24 protein-coding genes are annotated in these 21,832 nt (G+C 36.3%); 5 read left to right on the top strand and 19 right to left on the bottom strand.

What is annotated here, in order from left to right:
• Positions 1–5 precede the first annotated feature (5 nt).
• From rplI to rpsF, 6 genes are all read right to left on the bottom strand, one after another.
• Entirely contained in the window at positions 6–455 is a 450-nt protein-coding gene (gene rplI / locus DEX24_RS07370) for a 50S ribosomal protein L9 (RefSeq protein ID WP_109305775.1), read from the bottom strand.
• Positions 455–2,428, bottom strand: coding sequence for a DHH family phosphoesterase (locus DEX24_RS07375; protein ID WP_109305776.1), 1,974 nt, complete (start codon positions 2,426–2,428; stop codon positions 455–457). The genes rplI and DEX24_RS07375 overlap by 1 nt, the downstream gene beginning before the upstream one ends.
• 13 nt (positions 2,429–2,441) lie before the next feature.
• Complete coding sequence (locus tag DEX24_RS07380; RefSeq protein WP_109305777.1) at positions 2,442–3,386, bottom strand: YybS family protein; 945 nt, start codon at positions 3,384–3,386, stop codon at positions 2,442–2,444.
• A 154-nt stretch (positions 3,387–3,540) separates the two neighbouring features.
• Positions 3,541–3,777: a 30S ribosomal protein S18 gene (rpsR, locus tag DEX24_RS07385; protein WP_109305778.1), complete on the bottom strand. Its 237-nt coding sequence runs from the start codon at positions 3,775–3,777 to the stop codon at positions 3,541–3,543.
• Positions 3,778–3,826: 49 nt separating this feature from the next.
• Positions 3,827–4,408 (bottom strand): single-stranded DNA-binding protein, encoded by a 582-nt coding sequence (gene ssb, locus DEX24_RS07390; RefSeq protein WP_109305779.1) that lies wholly within the window; start codon positions 4,406–4,408, stop codon positions 3,827–3,829.
• 42 nt (positions 4,409–4,450) lie between these two features.
• On the bottom strand, positions 4,451–4,741 hold the full coding sequence (gene rpsF, locus DEX24_RS07395) for a 30S ribosomal protein S6 (protein ID WP_109305780.1): 291 nt from the start codon (positions 4,739–4,741) through the stop codon (positions 4,451–4,453).
• 162 nt (positions 4,742–4,903) lie between these two features.
• Between rpsF and DEX24_RS07400 the strand changes: the two genes are divergently transcribed.
• Positions 4,904–5,476 (top strand): DUF3267 domain-containing protein, encoded by a 573-nt coding sequence (locus tag DEX24_RS07400; RefSeq protein ID WP_170112879.1) that lies wholly within the window; start codon positions 4,904–4,906, stop codon positions 5,474–5,476.
• Positions 5,477–5,502: 26 nt separating this feature from the next.
• Here the strand turns inward: DEX24_RS07400 and ychF are convergent, their stop codons facing one another.
• The 13 genes from ychF to rpmH all read right to left on the bottom strand — a co-directional run bounded on the left by ychF (position 5,503) and on the right by rpmH (position 17,043).
• Positions 5,503–6,603 carry a redox-regulated ATPase YchF gene (ychF, locus tag DEX24_RS07405; protein ID WP_109305782.1) on the bottom strand — a complete coding sequence of 367 codons (1,101 nt, stop codon included), beginning with the start codon at positions 6,601–6,603 and terminating at the stop codon, positions 5,503–5,505.
• A gap of 76 nt (positions 6,604–6,679) precedes the next feature.
• Complete coding sequence (locus DEX24_RS07410) at positions 6,680–6,895, bottom strand: DUF951 domain-containing protein (RefSeq protein ID WP_109305783.1); 216 nt, start codon at positions 6,893–6,895, stop codon at positions 6,680–6,682.
• A 2-nt stretch (positions 6,896–6,897) separates the two neighbouring features.
• Entirely contained in the window at positions 6,898–7,782 is an 885-nt protein-coding gene (locus tag DEX24_RS07415) for a mechanosensitive ion channel family protein (protein ID WP_109305784.1), read from the bottom strand.
• 95 nt (positions 7,783–7,877) lie between these two features.
• Complete coding sequence (locus DEX24_RS07420) at positions 7,878–8,582, bottom strand: DUF554 domain-containing protein (RefSeq protein ID WP_109305785.1); 705 nt, start codon at positions 8,580–8,582, stop codon at positions 7,878–7,880.
• A gap of 14 nt (positions 8,583–8,596) precedes the next feature.
• Positions 8,597–9,436 carry a ParB/RepB/Spo0J family partition protein gene (locus DEX24_RS07425; protein WP_109305786.1) on the bottom strand — a complete coding sequence of 280 codons (840 nt, stop codon included), beginning with the start codon at positions 9,434–9,436 and terminating at the stop codon, positions 8,597–8,599.
• Positions 9,429–10,187, bottom strand: coding sequence for a ParA family protein (locus DEX24_RS07430; protein ID WP_373863601.1), 759 nt, complete (start codon positions 10,185–10,187; stop codon positions 9,429–9,431). Before DEX24_RS07430 ends, DEX24_RS07425 begins: the two co-directional genes overlap by 8 nt.
• A gap of 131 nt (positions 10,188–10,318) precedes the next feature.
• Entirely contained in the window at positions 10,319–11,167 is an 849-nt protein-coding gene (gene noc / locus DEX24_RS07435) for a nucleoid occlusion protein (RefSeq protein WP_109305788.1), read from the bottom strand.
• Positions 11,168–11,338: 171 nt separating this feature from the next.
• Complete coding sequence (gene rsmG, locus DEX24_RS07440; protein ID WP_109305789.1) at positions 11,339–12,055, bottom strand: 16S rRNA (guanine(527)-N(7))-methyltransferase RsmG; 717 nt, start codon at positions 12,053–12,055, stop codon at positions 11,339–11,341.
• A gap of 34 nt (positions 12,056–12,089) precedes the next feature.
• Positions 12,090–13,976 (bottom strand): tRNA uridine-5-carboxymethylaminomethyl(34) synthesis enzyme MnmG, encoded by a 1,887-nt coding sequence (gene mnmG, locus DEX24_RS07445; protein ID WP_109305790.1) that lies wholly within the window; start codon positions 13,974–13,976, stop codon positions 12,090–12,092.
• A gap of 28 nt (positions 13,977–14,004) precedes the next feature.
• On the bottom strand, positions 14,005–15,393 hold the full coding sequence (gene mnmE / locus DEX24_RS07450) for a tRNA uridine-5-carboxymethylaminomethyl(34) synthesis GTPase MnmE (protein ID WP_109305791.1): 1,389 nt from the start codon (positions 15,391–15,393) through the stop codon (positions 14,005–14,007).
• A 163-nt stretch (positions 15,394–15,556) separates the two neighbouring features.
• Complete coding sequence (gene jag / locus DEX24_RS07455; protein ID WP_109305792.1) at positions 15,557–16,306, bottom strand: RNA-binding cell elongation regulator Jag/EloR; 750 nt, start codon at positions 16,304–16,306, stop codon at positions 15,557–15,559.
• 104 nt (positions 16,307–16,410) lie between these two features.
• Positions 16,411–16,767 (bottom strand): ribonuclease P protein component, encoded by a 357-nt coding sequence (rnpA, locus tag DEX24_RS07460; RefSeq protein ID WP_109305793.1) that lies wholly within the window; start codon positions 16,765–16,767, stop codon positions 16,411–16,413.
• A gap of 141 nt (positions 16,768–16,908) precedes the next feature.
• Complete coding sequence (gene rpmH, locus DEX24_RS07465; RefSeq protein ID WP_109305794.1) at positions 16,909–17,043, bottom strand: 50S ribosomal protein L34; 135 nt, start codon at positions 17,041–17,043, stop codon at positions 16,909–16,911.
• 557 nt (positions 17,044–17,600) lie between these two features.
• Here rpmH and dnaA point away from each other — a divergent pair.
• The 4 genes from dnaA to recF all read left to right on the top strand — a co-directional run bounded on the left by dnaA (position 17,601) and on the right by recF (position 21,771).
• Complete coding sequence (gene dnaA, locus DEX24_RS07470) at positions 17,601–18,944, top strand: chromosomal replication initiator protein DnaA (protein ID WP_109305795.1); 1,344 nt, start codon at positions 17,601–17,603, stop codon at positions 18,942–18,944.
• Positions 18,945–19,115: 171 nt separating this feature from the next.
• Positions 19,116–20,252, top strand: a complete 1,137-nt coding sequence (gene dnaN, locus DEX24_RS07475) for a DNA polymerase III subunit beta (protein ID WP_109305796.1) — start codon at positions 19,116–19,118, stop codon at positions 20,250–20,252.
• Positions 20,253–20,417: 165 nt separating this feature from the next.
• Positions 20,418–20,654, top strand: coding sequence for a S4 domain-containing protein YaaA (gene yaaA / locus DEX24_RS07480; protein ID WP_109305797.1), 237 nt, complete (start codon positions 20,418–20,420; stop codon positions 20,652–20,654).
• Position 20,655: 1 nt separating this feature from the next.
• The gene (gene recF / locus DEX24_RS07485; protein WP_109305798.1) at positions 20,656–21,771 is read left to right on the top strand and encodes a DNA replication/repair protein RecF; all 1,116 of its coding nucleotides are present in this window, start codon (positions 20,656–20,658) and stop codon (positions 21,769–21,771) included.
• The last annotated feature ends 61 nt before the right edge of the window (positions 21,772–21,832 follow it).

Genomic DNA, 21,832 nt, shown 5'->3' on the forward strand with positions numbered 1-21,832 from the left:
CTCCCTTATTTTTGTTCAGTTACATGTACTTTCAATACTGCGGTAACATCATGATGTAACTTAACAGGTACATTTGTTACACCCAGTGTACGGATAGCATCTGGTAAATCCATTTTACGTTTATCTACTTTAATACCATGTTTTTTATTTAGTTCATCAGCGATTTGTTTTGACGTGATTGAACCAAATAAACGGCCACCTTCACCTGTTTTTGATTGTAATTCAACTGTTAGTGCTTCCACTTTAGTTTTTAATAATTTTGCTTCTTCTAACTCTTCTGCGGCTACTTCTTCCGCTTTGCGTTGCTGACCTTTTAATTGGTTTAATGCTGCATCAGTCGCTTCAACTGCTGCTTTGTTTTTAAGTAATACATTGCGAGCATAGCCATCAGAAACTTCTTTTACCTCACCTTTTTTACCTTGGTTCTTCACGTCTTTAAGAAAAATAACTTTCATTATTCTTTGCTCCCCTCTATTGTTTCTTCTATCGCGATTTTTAAGCGCATAATGACTTCATCAATGGATTTTGCTTCTACTTGTGTCGCGGCATTTGTTAAATGGCCACCACCGCCTAGAGCTTCCATAATAAGTTGCACATTCGTGTCACCTAATGAACGTGCGCTAATACCTATTTTACCATCTCTGCGATGTGCAATAACAAAGGAAACCGAAATATCCTTCATCGTTAGTAAAATATCTGCTGTTTGGGCAATTAATACAGAATTATATACCTTATTTTGTTCACCATGCGCGATGACCATTCCTTGATGAACAAAATCTGCTGTTTTAATAATCTCTGCCCGTTCTAAATACGTATCTAAATCTTCCTTCAGTAATCTTTGAACAAGTACGGTATCTGCCCCATTCGTTCTCAAGTAAGAAGCTGCTTCAAACGTTCGTGCACCAGTACGTAAAGTAAAGGATTTCGTATCGACGATGATTCCTGCTAATAATGCTGTAGCTTCCAACATCGTCATTTTATCATGTTTTGGTTGATACTCCAGTAATTCCGTTACTAACTCTGCCGTTGATGAAGCGTACGGCTCCATATAGACGAGCATTGGACTGTCAATGAATTCTTCGCCTCGGCGATGATGATCGATGACGACAACTTTACTAGCCTTATGAATGATACGCTCATCTATTGTCATACTAGGCTTATGCGTGTCAACAATGACAATTAACGATTTATCTGTCATCTTATCTAATACTTGCTCTGGTTCTAAAAAGCGATCATATAAATCTGATTTTTCTTTGACGACTTGCATCAATCGATTAATACTATTATCAATATTGTCAAAGTCGATAACAACATACCCATTAATATTATTCATCTCGGCCATTTTACGCACACCAATTGCAGCGCCGATAGCATCCATATCTGGCATTTTATGTCCCATAACAAAAACCTGATCGCTATCTTGTATTAAATCGCGTAGGGCGTGAGAGATGACACGAGCTCGCACACGCGTTCTTTTTTCTACGGGGTTTGTCTTGCCCCCATAAAACTTCACCTTGCCATCAGGCTGCTTAATAGCGACCTGGTCGCCTCCACGTCCTAATACTAAATCTAAACTTGATTGTGCAAGCTCCCCTAGTTCAGTTAAAGATGGCGACCCTGCTCCTACTCCAATGCTCAGTGTGAGCGAGAGATTTTTTTGTGCAGTAATTTCACGAATATCATCTAAAATAGCAAATTTCCTTTTTTCTAAACTCGATAAAATAGATTCATTCATTACAGCCATGAAGCGATCAGACGAAATACGTTTAATATAAATATCATTCATCATTCCCCATTTATTAATGAGTGAAGTAATCATCGAATTTGTTTGACTACGTTTTTGATCATCCATACTTTGCGTAATTTCATCATAGTTATCGATTAGTAGAACCGCTAATACAGTGCGATCCTCATAATAAAGTTCCTCGATTTCAACTTGTTCTGTAATATCAAAGAAATAGAGTAATTTTTCTTCGCGTTTAAAAAATACGCGGTATTGTCGCTCTTTTACAGAGACATTTATTTCATTCATATCCTCATGTTTAATTAATGAAAATAATTCATCTGAAATTGAATATACTTCCTTACCAATCATCGATTCTTCATCTAACATACGTTGAATGAAAGGATTCGTCCATTCAATCGAAGCATGGTCATCAATTAAAACGATACCAATCGGCATTTCAAGCAGTGCCTTCTCGCCGACATTTTCTAAGCGATAAGACAGCATCTCTATATGTTTTTCAGTTTCGACATATGTGTTTTTTTCATATGTCCAAACAACCGTCGTCGTTATAGCGATCAACACACCATATATTGTACCTATAATAGGATGTGACATAATCAATAATACGATGCTCGTAATGATTAGTAATGACAAAATTAACAGAGGATATCTTATTGGTCTTTTTCTAAATACAGTACCCATAACGTCTCAGCTCCTATTTCTTTGTCTTCCCGCTCAATAGCATTCGAAGATCAAATCCTAAGTCTACTATACCCAATAATATAATGTATGAACTCAAAGGTATAGCTAATACTGTCCCTATCCATGCAATAGCAGTAGGCATTTTTTTCACATATACGAAGTAATGAATAAATGAAATACCTTGCATTAAAAATAACATTGTAAATATTAGTGATAAGTTAATAGCCACCACATACAAATATGTTCCTGTTTCTGGCTTGATAAATAATTGCATGCCTAGCACGATAATATAAATAAACAATAAAATTTTTGGTAGTCGTAAGTCTCTAAATGCACCAAATTTAGGTACGCTGACACCCAGTCTTTTTAACAGTGGGAAACTTGTAATAATAATCATCATACCAAGTAAAAATGACACAAAAATAATAGCGCTTGGAACACTAGCACTCGCCATTTCCATCGCTTTATCAATCATTTTTGGTGTTAATAATTGTGTTTGGTCGATACCTAGTTTTTCATTTAATTTCATCGCAGTATTCAATGATTTTTCAGCATTTTTCATACCTTGATCGATAATATTAATATTAGTGAACTTTATGTATGTCACAAATGTCACTACAAAGAAAAATAATGAGGCGATTGTTGCCGCCATCACAATATAAAATTTTGATTTCCCTAGTCGGATTGCTTGGCCAATCGTTGTTCCAATGATAGCAAAACCAAATGCGAGTACCCCTTGTACAATACCCGTAAACAGCAGGGCGATGACAATACTAACAACCGTAACGACAGCAGCAGATTTAATATCATATTTAATTGAATACCAGATAAGCGGCAAAGGCATAAACCACATTGTAATAATATTCAACCCTGGAATTAATGACAGTAAAACAAATATGATAAATATCGCCGCCATCAGTGCACCTTGAGTCAACTTTTGAGCATTATTGTTTGGCATATTTTATCTTCCTTTTTAATCCAACATATATTATTTCATCTGTATATTGTACCATGTTTCAAGTTGTCTAACAAAATGACACAACATTTAAAGGTAAAATTTGGTAATAATATGTATAAAAAAAGACCGATATAAAATCGGTCTTTTAAAGAAACTATTTTTCTTCAGTAGTGAATGGTAATAAAGCCATAATACGTGAAGTTTTGATAGCTAGTGTAAGTTTACGTTGGTATTTAGCGCTTGTACCAGTTACACGACGAGGAAGAATTTTTCCTCGTTCAGAGATGAATTTTTTTAATAAATCAACATCTTTATAGTCGATGTGTTTGATGTTATTAGATGTGAAATAGCAAACTTTACGGCGTTTGCGGCCTCCTCTACGTGGTGCCATGTGTATGTGCCTCCTCTTCATATTTACGTGACTCGATTTACTCTGCTACTTAAAATGGAAGGTCGTCGTCTGAAACATCAACTTTACCTTGTGCATTCGAACTAGCGAAAGGATCGTTATCTACGCGTGTGAAATTTTGTTGATTAGGTGATTGATTTTGCTGATAATTGCTTTGCTGTGGTGCTTGACTATATGACTGCTGACCGCCGCCATCATAAGATGACTGCTGTTGTTGGCCACCACCATCGTAAGATGATTGTTGTTGACCACCACCATATTGGTTTCCTTGCGGAGCAGCACCGCCGCCTGCATTACGTGGTTCTAAGAACTGGACGCTATCTGCAACAACTTCAGTTGTGTAAACACGTTTACCATCTTGACCTTCATAACTACCAGTTTGAATACGACCCTCAATACCAGCTAAAGATCCTTTGCGAAGGAAATTAGCTGTGTTTTCTGCTGGTTTTCTCCATACTACTACGTTAATAAAGTCTGCTTGTTTTTCGCCTGCCTGGTTTGAGAATGTACGGTTTACAGCAAGTGTAAATCGTGCAACTGCTACGCCAGTAGGTGTATAACGAAGTTCAGGATCTTTCGTAAGTCTTCCAACTAATACAACTCTGTTAATCATCAGAAATCAACCTCCTTTGTCTAAATTTATATTCGTTAAAAATTATTTAGCATCCTCACGAACAGCGATGAAGCGGATGATATCTTCGCTAATGTTAGCAAGACGAGTGAATTCATTGATTGCTTCTGTGTTAGCAGAAACTTTCATGATTTGGTAGAAACCTTCACGGAAGTCGTTGATTTCATAAGCAAGACGACGTTTACCCCAATCTTTTGATTCAGCAAGTTCAGCACCGTTTGAAGTTAGGATTGTGTTAAAACGTTCAACTAAAGTAGCTTTCGCTTCTTCTTCGATGTTTGGACGAATAATGTACATTAATTCATATTTTCTCATTGTATAAGCACCTCCTTATGGACTTGGGCCAATGTCTTTTGGACACGGCAAGGAGCAAGTAATTAATACTACTCACATCGTTAGATTGTAGCATAAAGATTTTTTTAAAGCAATGTTTTGAAAAAATCTTTATAAATGAGTACACTGTTTAAAAAGAAGGATGTGATTCCTACGACACAATATGAAAAAATAGATGAATTTGCACTAGATATGGCGTCCCTTGCAAAACCAATGGTGCGCTATACATTCGTACTGACAGCAATTGTCTTTGTACTACACCTTTTTATAAATGGTTTCCCGACCTTGACAGTCAGCGGATTTATTTTCGGTCTTCTATTATTTATACTTTTTTATATTCTACTCATTTTTTTACATGAATTATGTCATTTGATTGGATTTTTACTCTTTACCTCCTCTACATTTTCATCTTTAACGATTGGCCTGAATCTAAAAAAAGGAATCGCTTATGCTACAACTAGCGAATATATGACGATTAAAGGTGCCAGAAAATCTATTATGCTTCCATTTTGGTTGACTGGTATCATGCCACTTATTGCGGGCATCTACTTTGATCTGTTACCACTAACATTAGTAAGTGCTTCGTTACTCGTTGGTGCCATTGCAGATATAATGATGGATCGTAAATTAAAAACATTAGATAAGGATTTATTCATTTTAGACAGCACGACTGAACCCAAATTTTCTATATATAGAAAAAAAGAGTCACTCAATTAAGAGTGACTCTTTTTATATCCAGCTATCTATACGTTAAATAAGAATTCCATAACGTCGCCGTCAGCAACGACATATTCCTTACCTTCTAAACGTAGACGTCCTGCTTCTTTTGCTGCAGCTTTAGAACCGTATTCAACTAAATCATCATACGATACCGTTTCTGCACGGATGAAGCCTTTTTCAAAATCACTGTGGATTACGCCAGCACATTGTGGCGCTTTCATCCCTTTACGGAATGTCCAAGCACGGACTTCTTGAACACCAGCAGTGAAGTAAGTTGCTAAGCCAAGCAAGCTGTATGAAGCTTTGATTAATTTATCAAGGCCCGATTCATCAATACCTAGCTCTTCTAAGAACATCATTTTTTCTTCATCATCTAATTCTGCAATTTCTTCTTCAATGCGGGCACAAATAACGATTACTTCCGCGCCTTCTTTTGCTGCGTAGTCACGTACTTTTTGAACCATTTCATTGTTGTCTGCATCATTTACTTCATCCTCGGCTACGTTGGCAACGTAAAGCATAGGTTTTTGAGTTAATAAATGTAGACCTTTTACTGCTTTTGCTTCTTCTTCAGTTAGCTCAACTGAACGTGCAGGCATTTCTGCTTCGAATGCAGCTTTTAACTTTTCAAGGGCTGGCACTTCGATGATTGCTTCTGCATCTTTTTGTTTAATCAATTTTGACGATTTAGCAAGACGTTTCTCAACAGACTCTAAATCCGCAAGAATCAATTCTAAATTAATTACTTCGATATCATCAATAGGATCAATCGTACCAGCAACATGCGTGATGTTTTCATCTACAAAACAACGTACTACTTGTGTAATTGCGTCTACATCGCGAATATGCGATAGGAATTTATTACCCAGTCCCTCACCTTTACTAGCACCTTTGACGATTCCAGCGATATCTGTGAACTCAAATGATGTTGGCACGGTTTTTTTCGGAACGACAAGCTCCGTTAATTTGTCTAAACGAGCGTCTGGAACTTCAACGATTCCTACATTTGGATCAATTGTTGCGAATGGATAGTTTGCAGCAAGTGCCCCTGCTTTTGTTATTGCGTTAAATAATGTTGACTTACCAACGTTTGGTAAACCGACAATGCCAGCTGTTAAAGCCATTTATGTCACAACCCTTCAGTTTGTTATATTACGTTTTGACGACCTGTCTCATTATAGTGATTTATCTAATAAAAGTCTAATTTTGCTCATTTGGTTGTGGTTTTACTTGAACGAGTATTTTCTTCATCTTTTTCTCGAATTCACGACGTGGAATCATGACGCTATGTTGACATCCTTCACATTTGATACGAATATCTGCACCTAAACGTATAATTTTCCATTCATTCACCCCACAAGGATGCTGCTTCTTCATCTCGACAATATCACCTAGATTATATTGTTTTTCCTCCATCTTTATTCCTCTCCTTCTGCTCTTGTATTTGCTTCTCTTTCATACACCATCATTTTAGGATATGGAATTTCGATATGGTTTGCATCGAAAATATCTTTAATATCTTTACGGATCATTCGCGATACACCAAACTGTTGCATTGGTAATGTTTCCAGTGAAATACGCAATGTAACCTCCGCCCCTACTACATTTTGAATACCAAGTAAGGTAGGTGGCGATACAATTTCTTCATACTTTGTATCTAAGCCGTCTAAATAGTCTTCGATTAATTTTTCTGCAAGTGAAATATCCGCATTATACGACACGCTAACATCAATAACAGTCGCTGAGTTACTAATCGAGTAATTTATTACTTCAGAAATTGTACCATTTGGAATAATATTAATTTCGCCATTAACACCCTTTACTTTAGTCGTTCTCAAACCTATTTCAAGAACAGTACCTTCAATTGCTGAAATTTTAATATAATCACCTACACCAAACTGATCTTCAAAAATAATAAAGAATCCTGTAATAACATCCTTAACTAAACTTTGCGCACCAAAACCAATAGCTAAACCTGCGATTCCCGCACCTGCTAGTAAACCTGCTAAATTGACATTTAAAATCGATAAGATTGCTAAAATCGCCGAAAAATAAACGACGTATGAGATAACACTCTGCACAAGACGTAGAATTGTGCGATATCTTCGTTCCGTTTGCGCCGTCATTTCACCAGGGACTTTCAACCTTAATTCAAAACTTTTTTTAATCATTTTATGTGCAACACGGACAACAATCACCGATATAAGCGCAATTAAAATAATATTTAATGTACCTTTACCAATTGATAACCACAGCTTTTCATTCGTCATCATCTCAATGAATGAATTGTATAATTTTCCCATTAAATGAACACCTCTTTTAACTAACGATATATTCATTATAATAAAAACTATCATTTATAGCGACGGTTAATAGACGCATACATGATAGTTTTATGTTAAAAATTATATTGAATTGTCACAATAATTCCTACTACTACAATTGCAGGCAAAGTATTGGCTACACGAATTTTCGTGAGACCTACCATATTTAAACCGAGCGCTAAAATCATAACGCCGCCGGTAGCTGTCATTTGTACGATAAAACTCTCCATCGCTACCGCTGGTATAAGCGTGCTAATCAATCCTGCACAAATAGCGATGATTCCTTGATACAAAAATACTGGCACAGCAGAAAGTAATACACCAATCCCTAGTGTCGATGTTAAAATAATTGCCGTAAAACCATCGATTAATCCTTTTGTAATCAATAAGGAATGATCCTGTCGAATCCCGCTATCAAGCGCACCTAAAATAGCCATAGAACCAATTGCAAAAATTAAAGTGGCAGACACAAACCCTTCAGAAATTTGTCCATGTGACTCGCCTTTTGAAAACCATTTTTCAATCCACTTACCCAGTTTATATAACCCCTTATCCAAGTCTAACCATTCACCAATTACCGTACCAATAACTAAACTAATAATAATAACGATAAAACTATCACTTTTTAGCCCCATTTGAATTCCCATTAATGCAATAGCTAAACCAATGATCTGTAGTATCATTGTTTTCATTCGTTCAGGAATATTTTTCAAAAAATACCCCATAAGCGAACCAATTACGATTAAGATACCGTTAATTAATGACCCTAATAATATCACTTGCTTAAACTCCCTTATGGATTAAGAATTTCAAGGATGCGTTCTAGATCATCATCTGAAAAGAACTCAATTTCAATTTTCCCTTTATTTTTTGATTTTTTAATTGATACACTTGTACCAAAATGATCTCTTAAACGACCTTCACGTTCCACGATAAATATATCTTTTTTCACTTCACTTTTCGTTTCACGTGAAACATTTGTATTTAAAGATTGGACAAGTGCCTCTAGTTGGCGGACATTCATACCTTGTGCTATCACTTTTTCAGCTATTTGAGAAATTAACTTTTTACGTTTTAGGCCAAGTAAAGCGCGACCATGTCCCATTGAAATTTTCCCTGTTGTTACATAATCTTGCACATCTGTTGGCAACGATAATAAACGAATATGATTAGCAATATATGGACGACTTTTTCCTAGACGTTGTGCCAATTGTTCCTGTGTTAGTTCCAGGTTTTCCATTAGACTTTGATAGGCCTCTGCTTCTTCAATTGCAGTTAAATCTTCACGCTGTAGATTTTCTAACACTGCAAATTCCATCATTTGTTTATCCGTTAAATCACGGACCACAGCAGGAATTTCCTGCTGTAGTGCTAATTTCGAAGCACGATAGCGACGTTCTCCTACAACGATTTCAAAAAAACGCCCCTTTTTACGAACGATAATTGGTTGTAAGACACCATGTTCTCGAATCGACTCCGCTAACTCTTCTAACGCATCTTGTGAAAATATTTTACGTGGTTGGAACGGATTAGCTTTCAATTCACGAATTTTAATTTTTTCAATATGATCACCATTCACCATTTCCTGTCCTTTAAATAATGCATCTAAACCTTTACCTAATCCTTTAGCCATTGAGACTCACTTCCTCTGCAAATTGTAAGTACACTTGTGCACCTTTTGATTTTGGATCATATTCAAAAATTGATGTGCCATGACTTGGCGCTTCACTTAATCTAACACTACGTGGAATAACTGTATTATATACTTTTTCTTTAAAATACTTTTTCACTTCAACTGCTACTTGATTACTTAAATTCGTACGTGAATCAAACATTGTTAATAACACACCATCAATCGCTAAATCTGCATTTAGATGTTTTTGTACGAGTGTAATTGTTGATAATAATTGACTTAAACCTTCCAAAGCATAATATTCACACTGCACAGGAATTAAAACCGCATCCGCAGCAGTCAATGCATTTAATGTTAATAAACCTAAAGATGGCGGGCAATCAATTATGACATAATCATAATCAGATTTGATTGTAGCAATTGCATTTCTCAATCTTGCTTCACGTGAAATAGTTGAGACAAGTTCTATTTCTGCTCCTGCAAGTGCAATTGTTGTCGGTGCAATATCAAGTAACTCAATCGATGTTTTATGTATGATTTCCTGCAAAGGAACTTCATTGATTAACACATCATAAATACATTCTGATACTTCGGATTTTTCAATTCCAATACCACTTGTTGCATTGCCTTGTGGATCTGTATCAATCAATAATACCTTCTTACCAATATTCGCTAACCCTGCACTCAGGTTCACTGAAGTCGTCGTTTTACCCACGCCGCCTTTTTGATTTGCAACTGCCATTACCTTCATCAACTATTCCACCCGCCTTTTGAATTTTCTGTTTTTTCTTTATTCTATCAAAGAACTGTACGAAACACTCCTTTTACCCACAAAAAAAGTCTTAGCTAATTTTTTTACGAATTAGCCAAGACTCTTTTCTATTATTTCTTTTTGGTTTTCGGAATTTTCACCGTGATTTGGTAGTATTCCTCATGTTCTTCTTCTTCAGCTTGTACATCAATACCCGTTTTATTCACCATTGTTAATGATTCACGAATTGTATTTAAAGCAATGCGAATATCCTTGCTAACTGCCTTACGCTTTGCACGTGGTTTTTTGGGTTTCTCAGCAGGATTGATCATATCAGCAATACGTTGCTCCAATTGACGTACATTATAATCTTGTTCAATCGACTCAGCCAATAGTTGCAATTGTCGTTCTTCATTTTTCACGGGCACTAGTGCACGTGCATGACGTTCTGAAATTTTTCGATCTAAAATCGCCAGTTGTACCGCTTCAGGTAACTTCAACAAACGTAATTTATTAGCTACTGTCGATTGCCCTTTACCAAGACGTTGCGCAAGCGCTTCTTGCGTTAGTTCATGCAGTTCTAAAAGTTGTTGAAATGCTTGAGCTTCTTCAATAGCCGTCAATTCTTCGCGTTGTAAATTTTCTATTAAAGCTACTGACGCCGTTTCCTTATCTGATAAATTACGAATAATAACAGGTGCTTCCACCCACATTAAAGATTTCATCGCACGATAACGACGTTCGCCCGCAATAATTTCATACTGGCCATCCTCTTTCAGACGTACAACAATTGGTTGAATAATACCATGTGTATGAATTGTTCTTGCCAGCTCTTCAATTTTTGAATCATCAAAAATTGTACGTGGTTGATAACGGTTTGGCTGTATTTTTTCCATAGGTATATTTACAACTTGTTCAAAGGTATTCTTCACATCAACCTTGTCACCATTTCCAAATATACGCGATAAAGCACTTTTCAATTTTGGCACCACCCTTTAACGATTACATGTAGCTTCTGCTCCAACAAATGACTGGAGGTAAATCTATATTATGTCTAAGTCATTAATGCAAAATTTATTATATACTCTATCTATTATAGTAACTTTCTACAAAAAAAGTAAGCAGACATATTGTTTCATGTGAAACAATTGTTATTTAATAGGTGATTTGTTAGGCGTACCAGGCTTTCTCGGGTATTTATTTGGTGTAGTTTTTATTTTATCAAAGAGATAAAGTGTACGTTCACTGTTTTCCACAGGTAATTCAAAAGCAACTTTACTTCTCAGTTTTGCTCCGAGAACTTCAATTGCTTTTTTCGCGTCTTTTAACTCATCTTCACCAGATGAAGCTTTCATCGCTAAAAATTGTCCGCCTTCTCGAGCAATTGGAATACACAGTTCCGCCAAAACAGATAGTCGTGCAACAGCACGGGCTGTCACTAAATCGAATTTTTGACGATATGCAGTATTTTGACCAAATTCTTCAGCGCGAGCATGAACAAATTGCACATGGTCTAGAGCCAATTGTTCACTCAAATGATTTAAAAATGAAATACGCTTATTGAGTGAATCGACGATTGTCACATGTAGATGTGGAAAACAGATTTTAATCGGTATGCTTGGGAATCCCGCTCCTGCTCCAACATCACATACACTTTCTACCGTCGTAAAATCAAAATGGAAAGCCGCACTAATTGAGTCATAAAAATGCTTCAAATAAACAGATGGTAGATCAGTAATCGCAGTCAAATTCATCTTGTCATTCCATTCAACTAAAAGTTCAAAATAGCTACGAAATTGTTGAATCTGCTCCTCCGATAAATCAATACCTTGTTCTTTTAAAGCTAGCACAAACTGTTCTTCGTTCATGTTATACCCCTTCCAAATCTAACTTCTTTATATTTTATTGCGAAATTTTCGCGATTCTTCCTTGTTCAATATACACTAGTAAAATTGAAATGTCAGCCGGATTTACACCTGCAATACGTGATGCTTGTGCTACTGATAGTGGGCGAACTTCCTGTAATTTCTCACGCGCTTCTGTTGCGATACCAGAAATAACCGAGTAATCGATACCATCTGGAATTTTTTTATTTTCCATACGTTTTAATTTATCTACTTGCTGTAACGCTTTATCAATATAACCTTCATATTTCACTTGAATTTCAACTTGTTCTTTTACACCCTTCGATAATTCAGGACCATCTGTTACTTTCGAAATAAAGTCATAGTTTACTTCTGGGCGTTTCAATAAATCAGAACCATGTAAACCATCTTTTAATAAGCTACTATTAATCTCTGCTAAAGCATCATTTACTAGACGTGGTTTAATACCAAATTCATTTAATCTTGTAATTTCATCTGCTACTTGTTGGCGTTTCGCTACAAATTTCACATAACGTTCTTCGCTTACTAATCCGGCTTCAAAAGCACGCTCTGTTAAACGCATATCCGCATTGTCATGACGCAATAATAAACGGTATTCCGCACGTGAAGTAAGAAGACGATACGGTTCATTTGTTCCTTTTGTTACAAGATCATCAATTAGAACACCGATATACGCATCTGCACGCCCAAGGATCATCTCTTCTTTTCCTAATGCACGAGCTGCTGCATTAATACCAGCCATCATACCTTGTCCAGCTGCTTCTTCATAACCAGATGTACCATTGATTTGGCCGGCTGTGTATAAGTTTGTAATACGTTTTGTTTCCAATGTTGGCCAGAGTTGTGTTGGTACGATTGCATCATATTCAATCGCATAACCAGCACGCATCATTTCCGCTTTTTCTAAGCCCGGGATTGATTCTAGCATTTTACGTTGAATATGTTCTGGTAAGCTTGTTGATAAACCTTGCACATAGACTTCCTGTGTATTTCTTCCTTCAGGCTCTAAAAATAGTTGGTGACGAGGTTTATCATTAAAGCGCACAATTTTTGTTTCAATTGATGGGCAGTAGCGTGGACCTGTACCAGTAATAACACCTGTAAACATTGGTGACGACTCTAAATTATCATTGATAATTTGATGTGTTTCTAGACTTGTATATGTTAACCAGCATGGGATTTGATCCGTAATAAATTCTGTTGTTTCAAAACCGAATGCATGTGGTTCTTCATCCCCTGGTTGGATTTCAGTTTTAGAATAATCGATTGTTTTACTGTTAACTCGTGGGGGTGTACCCGTTTTGAAACGTACCATTTCAAAACCAATATCGCGTAAATTATCCGCTAATTTAATCGATGGTTGTTGATTATTTGGACCAGAAGAATATTTCAAATCACCGATAATAATTTCACCGCGTAAAAAAGTACCTGTTGTGACGATGACTGTTGTCGCGTGATAAATACCGCCAACTTGTGTAATCAAACCTGTTACTTGACCATCCTCAATAATCAGTTCTTCTACCATCGCTTGATGAATCGTCAAATTATCTTGATTCTCCAATAAAGATTTCATTTCTTGTTGATATAGAACTTTATCAGCTTGTGCACGTAAAGCACGTACTGCTGGTCCCTTACCTGTATTTAACATTCTCATCTGAATATGAGTTTTGTCGATTACTTTTCCCATTGCTCCACCCATCGCATCGATTTCACGTACGACGATTCCTTTTGCAGGGCCTCCTACAGATGGATTACATGGCATAAAAGCAATCATATCTAAATTGATTGATAGCATTAAAGTTTTTGCGCCCATGCGCGCTGCAGCGTATGCAGATTCGACTCCGGCATGACCGGCTCCTATTACGATGACGTCAAAAGTACCCGCTTCAAATGTTGTTGGCATATCATAACTTCCCTTCTAATTTCTTCGTTTATTTCCCTAGACAAAATTGTGAGAATAATTGATTTAACAAGCTATCTTGCATCGTATCTCCAACAATTTCACCGAGAATTTCCCATGCTCTTGTTACATCAATTTGAATCATATCTACTGGTACATCAGCCTCTGCTGCAGAAATTGCTTCTACGATTCGTTCCGAAGCTTGGTGTAATAAAGCAATATGTCTTGTATTTGATACATAGGTTGCATCACCAGCATCGATTGATCCGTCAAAGAATAATGCGGCTATCGCTTCTTCTAACGCGATCACGCCCTCTTCATTGAGCAATGATGTCGTAATGACACGACGCCCCCCTGCCAAGCGATGAACTTCATTTAAATCAATTTTTTGCTCTAAATCCATTTTATTAACAACGACGATATAATTCATATGTTCAATCGTTTCAAAAAGAAGCTCGTCTTCTTTTGTTAGCGCTTCATTATAATTAACAACAAATAAGATTAAATCGGCCCCTTTTAAAACTTGGCGTGAGCGTTCTACACCGATTCGTTCTACGATATCTTCCGTCTCACGAATCCCCGCTGTATCGACAAGTTTTAATGGTACACCGCGCACATTTACATATTCTTCGATAATATCACGTGTCGTCCCAGCTACATCTGTTACAATCGCTTTATTTTCTTGTACCAAGCTGTTTAACAACGATGATTTCCCTACATTTGGACGTCCTAGAATAACTGTGGATAACCCTTCACGTAAAATTTTACCCTGTGAAGAAGTTTGCAGTAATTTGTCTATTTCATTTTTTACCCAATTTGCTTTTTCAAGCATTAATGGAATCGTCATTTCTTCTACATCATCATATTCAGGATAATCAATATTCACTTCTACCTGTGCTAATACTTCTACTAATGCTTGGCGTAATTCATTGATTAAACGTGATAATTTGCCATCCATTTGCCCGAGTGCAACATCCATTGCACGATCGGTTTTAGCGCGTATTAAATCCATAACAGCTTCAGCCTGTGACAAATCGATACGGCCATTTAAAAAGGCACGCTTCGTAAATTCACCTGGCTCCGCCATACGTGCCCCATGTCGTAACACAAGTTGTAATACACGATTTACAGTAACGATTCCTCCATGGCAATTAATTTCCACAACATCTTCTCTCGTAAATGTTTTAGGTCCTTTCATAAGTGATAACATGACTTCTTCTACTACCTCGCCCGTATCCACTTCTTTTAAATGCCCGTAATGAATTGTATGTGATGAAACATTTAATAAACTTTTTTCACTTGGAGAATGAAACACTTTATTCGCAATTGAAATTGCTTGTTCTCCACTTAAACGAACGATTGCAATAGCGCCCTCACCCGGTGGTGTTGATATCGCTGCAATTGTATCAAATTCAAACATCGTTTTTCCTCCTTAGAATAGCTTAATCTATTGCAAATTCTCAATTATACATGTTAACATAAATACTTTTTCAGCTACACTATCATCACTTCTAGCCTATAAAAAAATAAAGAGTCCCCCTCCATAAAGCTGGAGATGGACTCTTTCACAATCCTTTTACATATTATCGAACTGGTTCGATTACTAAGTAGCGCTTATTTGCGTCGCCCTCAGAAAATGTATCAACATCAAGACGATCAGCCAATGCATTATGAATAATCTTACGTTCATTTGATAGCATCGGCTCCAACTCAAAACGTTTCCCTGAAGTAGCTGCACGATCAGCTAAGCGATGTGCTAGCTCTACGAGTGCATCTTCACGTTTTTGACGATAATTTTCAACATCCACTTCCACCGTTAAATAACGTTGCGAATTATTTTGAGCGATTAACTGTGCTAACAACTGTAAAGAATTTAATGTTTGACCTCTTTTACCGATTAATAATGCTGCTTTTTTTGTCGACAATTGAAATTGTACGACCTTTTGTTTTTGTGTCTGCTCTAGCTGCAAGTCATCGATGCCCATTTGAAGCACGATATCTCGAATATACTGCGCAACCGCCTCAATAGCTAATGAATCATCTTTTTTAGTAACAAGCTCGGCTGTTACATTGGCAGCTTCTTCATTAATCACTTCAGGCTCCGTCACTATTACTTGCTCTTGAATTGCTACTTGCTCAACAGACTGCGTCACCGGATTGGCAAGAATTTCTCTTACTAATACATGTGCATCGCGAGAGCCAATACCTAAAAATCCTTTTTTAGGTTGTTGAAGTACATCAATTTCTACTTGTTCTCGGGTCAATTCAAGCTTTTTCAATGCATTTACAACAGCTTCTTCAACCGTTGCACCTACTTGTGTGGATTGTTTCAATTAGGCCCCTCCTGTATTCGCAGGACGAAAGTAGTGCTAGAAGCAGTGATATAAAAACAAAAGCTCCTGCGATCATTATTTTTATCTATTTTATCATGTAAGTTCTATGATGTTCTATGCTTTTTCTTTAAAACCTTTGAAATTTTTAAGACATGCTCTAATGATTTTTTTGTTTCTTCAAAATTTAAAGTGGCCGCCGGTTTCCTGGCGATAATGACGTAATCCATGTCTTGACGCAATTCAAGATCTAACTCATGAAAGCTTTGACGGATATAACGTTTAATTTGATTTCTCAACACTGCATTACCTAACTTTTTACTTACAGACAATCCAATTCTAAACTGCTCTTGTTCTTCTTTTGGCAATCCATAAACAACGAATTGGCGATTGGCGAATGATTTTCCATAACGAAAAACTTTTTGAAAATCAAATTCTTTTTTTACTCTACGGCTTTTCTTCATTGTTCACCTGCTTAACACTTTAATAAGTAGAGAGTTCATTCAATCCATCGATTTAGCATACTGTGAACAGCTTTGATCCATCGATGGATGTTTGAACTACTCAAAAGAAAAAAGACCACTGATTTTGGTCAGTGGACTTGCTTATGCTGAAAGAACTTTTCTTCCACGACGACGACGTGCTGCTAAGATGCGACGGCCGTTTTTAGTGCTCATGCGAGCGCGGAAACCGTGCACTTTACTGTGCTTACGTTTTTTTGGTTGGTATGTGCGTTTCATTATGACACCTCCTGATTGAAAGTCTAAGTCCATTAATATATAAATACTACAGACAGTCTTGCACATTATAGCGTTTTTTAAATTACTTTGTCAATGGTATGTAAAAAAATCATTCCTAAATCGTTTCAAAAACACCTTCAAATAAAGCCCTCAAAAACCGTTAGTAGTTATCCACATTTTTTCGCTTTCTCCACAATTAAGGCTGTGGTTAATTTTTTTGCTTAAAAAGTTATCCACATGCCTTATCTACATCTTTTTCACAAATTCATACCCTGTGGATAACTTTGAAATCCTTTCACAGGGGTATTGTGGATAACTACTTTAAACCCTTGGTAATATTGATTTTCAAAAGCATACCTTTTCGTAAATAGATTGTCCGTAAGTTATTCTATGCACAGCGATATCCACATAAATGGACAACCTGTGGATAACGTTAATAAGAGGACTCGAATAACAGTTATCCACAGGTTGTGACTATTGTGTATAGTGTTAATTTGTTGTATATTTAACATTGCGCTTTTATTCCATCAAATAATTTACGAAAAGGAGAGGCCCGATTGAATCAAGAAGAACTCAAACACTTTTGGGATGAAGTATTAAATCACGCCCAAGAGATCATATCAAAACCTAGCTTCGATACATGGTTAAAAGCTACTGAACTCGTTGCGTACGAAGATGATCGATTGACCGTTTCGGTTCCAAACTCCTTTACTAGAGATTGGTTGGCACAAAATTACGTCAACACGATTCAAGATGTAGTGATGAAATTAACCGGTTCAAAATTACATATAGACTTCGTACAATTATCTGAAGACGACTTTCAAATGCCTTCTACTACTATTAAAAAGAAAAAATCAACTGATTCTAATGATCACTCACCAGGAATGTTAAATTTAAAAAATACTTTTGATACATTTGTCATTGGACCTGGTAACCGTTTTGCTCATGCTGCTTCTTTAGCAGTAGCAGAAGCACCGGCTAAAGCATATAATCCTTTATTTTTGCATGGTGGCGTTGGTCTTGGTAAGACTCACCTAATGCATGCAATCGGGCATTATGTTTTAGATCATGATCCAAATGCTAAAGTTGTTTATTTATCATCTGAAAAATTCACCAATGAGTTTATAAACTCAATTCGTGATAACAATACCGAAGCTTTCCGCAATAAATATAGAAAAGTTGATGTATTACTGATTGACGATATTCAATTTTTAGCTGGTAAAGAGTCTACACAGGAAGAATTTTTTCATACATTTAATACATTGCATGAAGAATCCAAACAGATTATCATCTCCAGTGATCGTCAACCTAAAGGAATTCCAACATTGGAAGATCGCTTACGTTCGCGCTTTGAATGGGGATTGATTATTGATATTGGTCCACCTGATTTGGAAACACGCATCGCAATTTTACGAAAAAAAGCAGAAGCCGACGGTTTGGACATACCAAATGAAGTAATGGGGTATATAGCTAGTCAAATCGATTCCAATATTCGTGAATTAGAAGGTGCTCTTATACGAGTAGTCGCGTATTCTAATTTAATGAATGAAGATTTAACACCTGAGTTAGCAGCGGAAGCTTTAAAAAACATCATTCCGTCAACAGCACCTAAAGTGGTCTCTATTTTAGATATACAAAAAACTGTTGGTGAACATTTTTCTATTCGTTTAGAAGATTTCACGGCTAAAAAACGTACAAAATCAATCGCTTTTCCTAGGCAGATTGCCATGTACTTATCGCGTGAACTAACAGATTTTTCTCTACCTAAAATTGGGGAGGAATTCGGTGGTCGAGATCATACAACCGTTATTCATGCGCATGAAAAAATCTCTACGCAATTAAAAAGCGATCCGATTCTTCAAGATGATATTAAACAAATTAAAAGTAAGTTAGGTAATTAATAACCTGTGGATAACTACCAAAATTAATAACACACTTATACACAGTCTATCTACAGCCTGATAGACTGATTTTACTCGTTTTTAGGCACTTATCCACAAATCCACAGGCCCTATTACTATAACTATTAATAATTAATATAATAATATATATATAAAGAGAGGTTTTTACTGATGAAATTTAGCATATTACGAGATCAATTATTAAACGGTTTAAACGATGTTATGAAAGCTGTAAGTTCAAAAACAACGATTCCTATTTTGACAGGTATTAAAATTGATGCAGCTGAAGACGGCATTCGATTAACAGGTAGCGATGCAGATATTACAATTCAAACATTTATTCCAGTTGAAAAAGATGGCGAACAATTAATTTCAATTACAACGACTGGCTCAATCGTTCTTCAAGCAAGAATGTTCAATGAAATTGTCCGTAAACTACCAACTAATGAAGTTGAGATTGAAGTATCAGACCAATATCAAACACGTATTCAATCGGGTAAATCTGATTTCCACTTAATCGGACTTGAACCAAATGAATATCCTATGCTGCCAGAAGTAAGTGAAGAAACACAAATTACAATTCCAGGTGATTTATTGCGTTCTGTAATCCGTGAAACCGTTTTTGCTGTTTCTACAAGTGAATCACGTCCAGTACTTACTGGTGTAAATTGGCAAGTAAAAGAAGAAGGTCTTGTTTGTGTTGCTACAGACAGCCACCGTTTAGCTAGAAGAATTGTTGCTTTAGAAAACTTACCAACAAATGTTGAGTCAGTTGTCATTCCAGGTAAGAGTTTAACTGAATTGAGTAAAATTCTTTCGGACGCATCTTCTCCTGTAAATATTTATATGACAAATCAACAAGTCTTATTCAAAACGGAAGATGTTTTATTCTTCTCTCGTTTACTGGAAGGAAACTACCCTGATACAAATCGTCTTATTCCTGATTCATACCAAACAACTGTGAAAATTAACGGGAAAGAATTATTACAAGCAATTGATCGTGCTTCTTTATTAGCGCGTGAAGAACGTAATAATGTTGTCCGTTTTTCTACTTTATCTGGTGAATCAATCGAAATTTCTTCAAACTCACCTGAAATCGGTAAAGTTGAAGAGGAAATTCATGTACAAGAATTAAGCGGCGAAGAATTACGTATTTCGTTTAGTGCAAAGTATATGATGGACGCATTAAAATCTCTTGATGGTCAAGATGTAATCATCCAATTTACAGGGGCAATGAGACCTTTTATTATCCGTTCAATTCACGACAATTCCATCCTACAATTGATTTTACCGGTACGCACATATTAATATTTTGATATAGTAAAAGTATGATTATTTCCCAAAACCTCTTTTATGACCTGGTCCTAAAAGAGGTTTTTTATTTCCTAGAAATACATGTAATTTTTACTTATTGCTCAAAATCCGTTACAATAAGAAGATAATTTAATCGAAATGAAAAGGATGAATAACACTATGAATGAAATCACGATTGATACAGAGTACGTAACTTTAGGACAACTATTAAAAATGACAGATATTATCAGTTCAGGCGGACAAGCAAAATGGTTTTTACAAGAGCATGAAGTTTTTGTAAATGAAGAGTTAGATAATCGTCGCGGTCGTAAATTAAGAGCAGAAGATATTATAAATATTCCAACCCATGGCGAATTTATTATTAAAGCAGATACTGTAGGATTCGACGAGGCATAATATGCATATAGAAAGCCTAAAGCTAACAGGTTACCGTAATTATGAAAAACTTGATTTAACTTTTTCACCAAACATCAATGTTTTTATCGGTGAAAATGCTCAAGGTAAAACAAATGTCATGGAAGCAATCTATGTACTAGCGATGGCGAAATCTCATCGTACGTCCAACGATAAAGAATTGATACGATGGGACGCAGAATATGGTAAAATAGAAGGTGACATCCAGAAAAAGTATGGACGGTTACCTTTAGAATTAGTCGTTTCTAAAAAAGGTAAAAAAGCAAAAGCGAATCACTTGGATCAAAGTAGACTGAGTGATTATATCGGCCAAATGAATGTTGTGATGTTTGCACCGGAGGATTTGAATGTTGTAAAAGGTAGTCCACAAATCCGAAGACGCTTCTTAGATATGGAGATTGGTCAAATATCTCCTGTATATCTTCATGACTTATTATCGTTTCAAAAAATATTAAAACAACGAAATCATTTACTGAAAAAAAACCAAGGTAAAAAGAATTTCGAAGATTTAACTTTTGATATTTACACAGAGCAATATGTGTCAGCAGCTGTAAAAGTTATTCGCAAGCGTTTCGAATTTATGGAACTTTTACAAAAATGGGCGGCACCAATTCATTATGGAATTTCGAGAGAACTAGAAAAATTAGAAATAATTTATCGTCCAATTAGCGGTATGGAACCATCTTGGGATGTGACCCAAATGGAAAATTACATACTTACAAAACTAAAGGAACAGAAAAACCGTGAATATGAACGAGGCGTTACGCTAGTAGGTCCGCATCGAGATGATTTACAGTTTTGCGTCAATGGCTATGATATCCAGACCTATGGTTCACAAGGCCAGCAACGCACGACGGCATTATCTTTAAAATTAGCTGAAATCGAGTTGATTAAACAGGAGGTTGGCGAAGCACCCATCTTACTGTTAGATGATGTTTTGTCCGAACTAGATGACTATCGTCAATCACATTTATTAAATACGATTCATGGGGATGTCCAAACATTTGTTACAACTACAAGTGTGGAAGGGATCGATCATGACACAATTCGTGAAGCGAAGATGTTTCACGTGAAACAAGGTTCTGTGGATTCTGAATAAGAGTTTTGCAGAACTTTATCAAATTATAAAACATACTGATGTAATGAAAGAGTAGGTGGAG

Origin of the sequence: Kurthia sibirica, assembly GCF_003143975.1 — a bacterium.
Lineage (GTDB): Bacteria > Bacillota > Bacilli > Bacillales_A > Planococcaceae > Kurthia > Kurthia sibirica.

Coding starts and splice junctions, on each gene's coding strand:
- rplI (WP_109305775.1), bottom strand. CDS start 455: ATGAAAGTTATTTTTCTTAAAGACGTGAAGAACCAAGGTAAAAAAGGT.
- DEX24_RS07375 (WP_109305776.1), bottom strand. CDS start 2,428: ATGGGTACTGTATTTAGAAAAAGACCAATAAGATATCCTCTGTTAATT.
- DEX24_RS07380 (WP_109305777.1), bottom strand. CDS start 3,386: ATGCCAAACAATAATGCTCAAAAGTTGACTCAAGGTGCACTGATGGCG.
- rpsR (WP_109305778.1), bottom strand. CDS start 3,777: ATGGCACCACGTAGAGGAGGCCGCAAACGCCGTAAAGTTTGCTATTTC.
- ssb (WP_109305779.1), bottom strand. CDS start 4,408: ATGATTAACAGAGTTGTATTAGTTGGAAGACTTACGAAAGATCCTGAA.
- rpsF (WP_109305780.1), bottom strand. CDS start 4,741: ATGAGAAAATATGAATTAATGTACATTATTCGTCCAAACATCGAAGAA.
- ychF (WP_109305782.1), bottom strand. CDS start 6,603: ATGGCTTTAACAGCTGGCATTGTCGGTTTACCAAACGTTGGTAAGTCA.
- DEX24_RS07410 (WP_109305783.1), bottom strand. CDS start 6,895: ATGGAGGAAAAACAATATAATCTAGGTGATATTGTCGAGATGAAGAAG.
- DEX24_RS07415 (WP_109305784.1), bottom strand. CDS start 7,782: ATGGGAAAATTATACAATTCATTCATTGAGATGATGACGAATGAAAAG.
- DEX24_RS07425 (WP_109305786.1), bottom strand. CDS start 9,436: ATGGCTAAAGGATTAGGTAAAGGTTTAGATGCATTATTTAAAGGACAG.
- DEX24_RS07430 (WP_373863601.1), bottom strand. CDS start 10,187: ATGAAGGTAATGGCAGTTGCAAATCAAAAAGGCGGCGTGGGTAAAACG.
- rsmG (WP_109305789.1), bottom strand. CDS start 12,055: ATGAACGAAGAACAGTTTGTGCTAGCTTTAAAAGAACAAGGTATTGAT.
- mnmG (WP_109305790.1), bottom strand. CDS start 13,976: ATGCCAACAACATTTGAAGCGGGTACTTTTGACGTCATCGTAATAGGA.
- mnmE (WP_109305791.1), bottom strand. CDS start 15,393: ATGTTTGAATTTGATACAATTGCAGCGATATCAACACCACCGGGTGAG.
- rnpA (WP_109305793.1), bottom strand. CDS start 16,767: ATGAAGAAAAGCCGTAGAGTAAAAAAAGAATTTGATTTTCAAAAAGTT.
- rpmH (WP_109305794.1), bottom strand. CDS start 17,043: ATGAAACGCACATACCAACCAAAAAAACGTAAGCACAGTAAAGTGCAC.
- dnaN (WP_109305796.1), top strand. CDS start 19,116: ATGAAATTTAGCATATTACGAGATCAATTATTAAACGGTTTAAACGAT.
- yaaA (WP_109305797.1), top strand. CDS start 20,418: ATGAATGAAATCACGATTGATACAGAGTACGTAACTTTAGGACAACTA.
- recF (WP_109305798.1), top strand. CDS start 20,656: ATGCATATAGAAAGCCTAAAGCTAACAGGTTACCGTAATTATGAAAAA.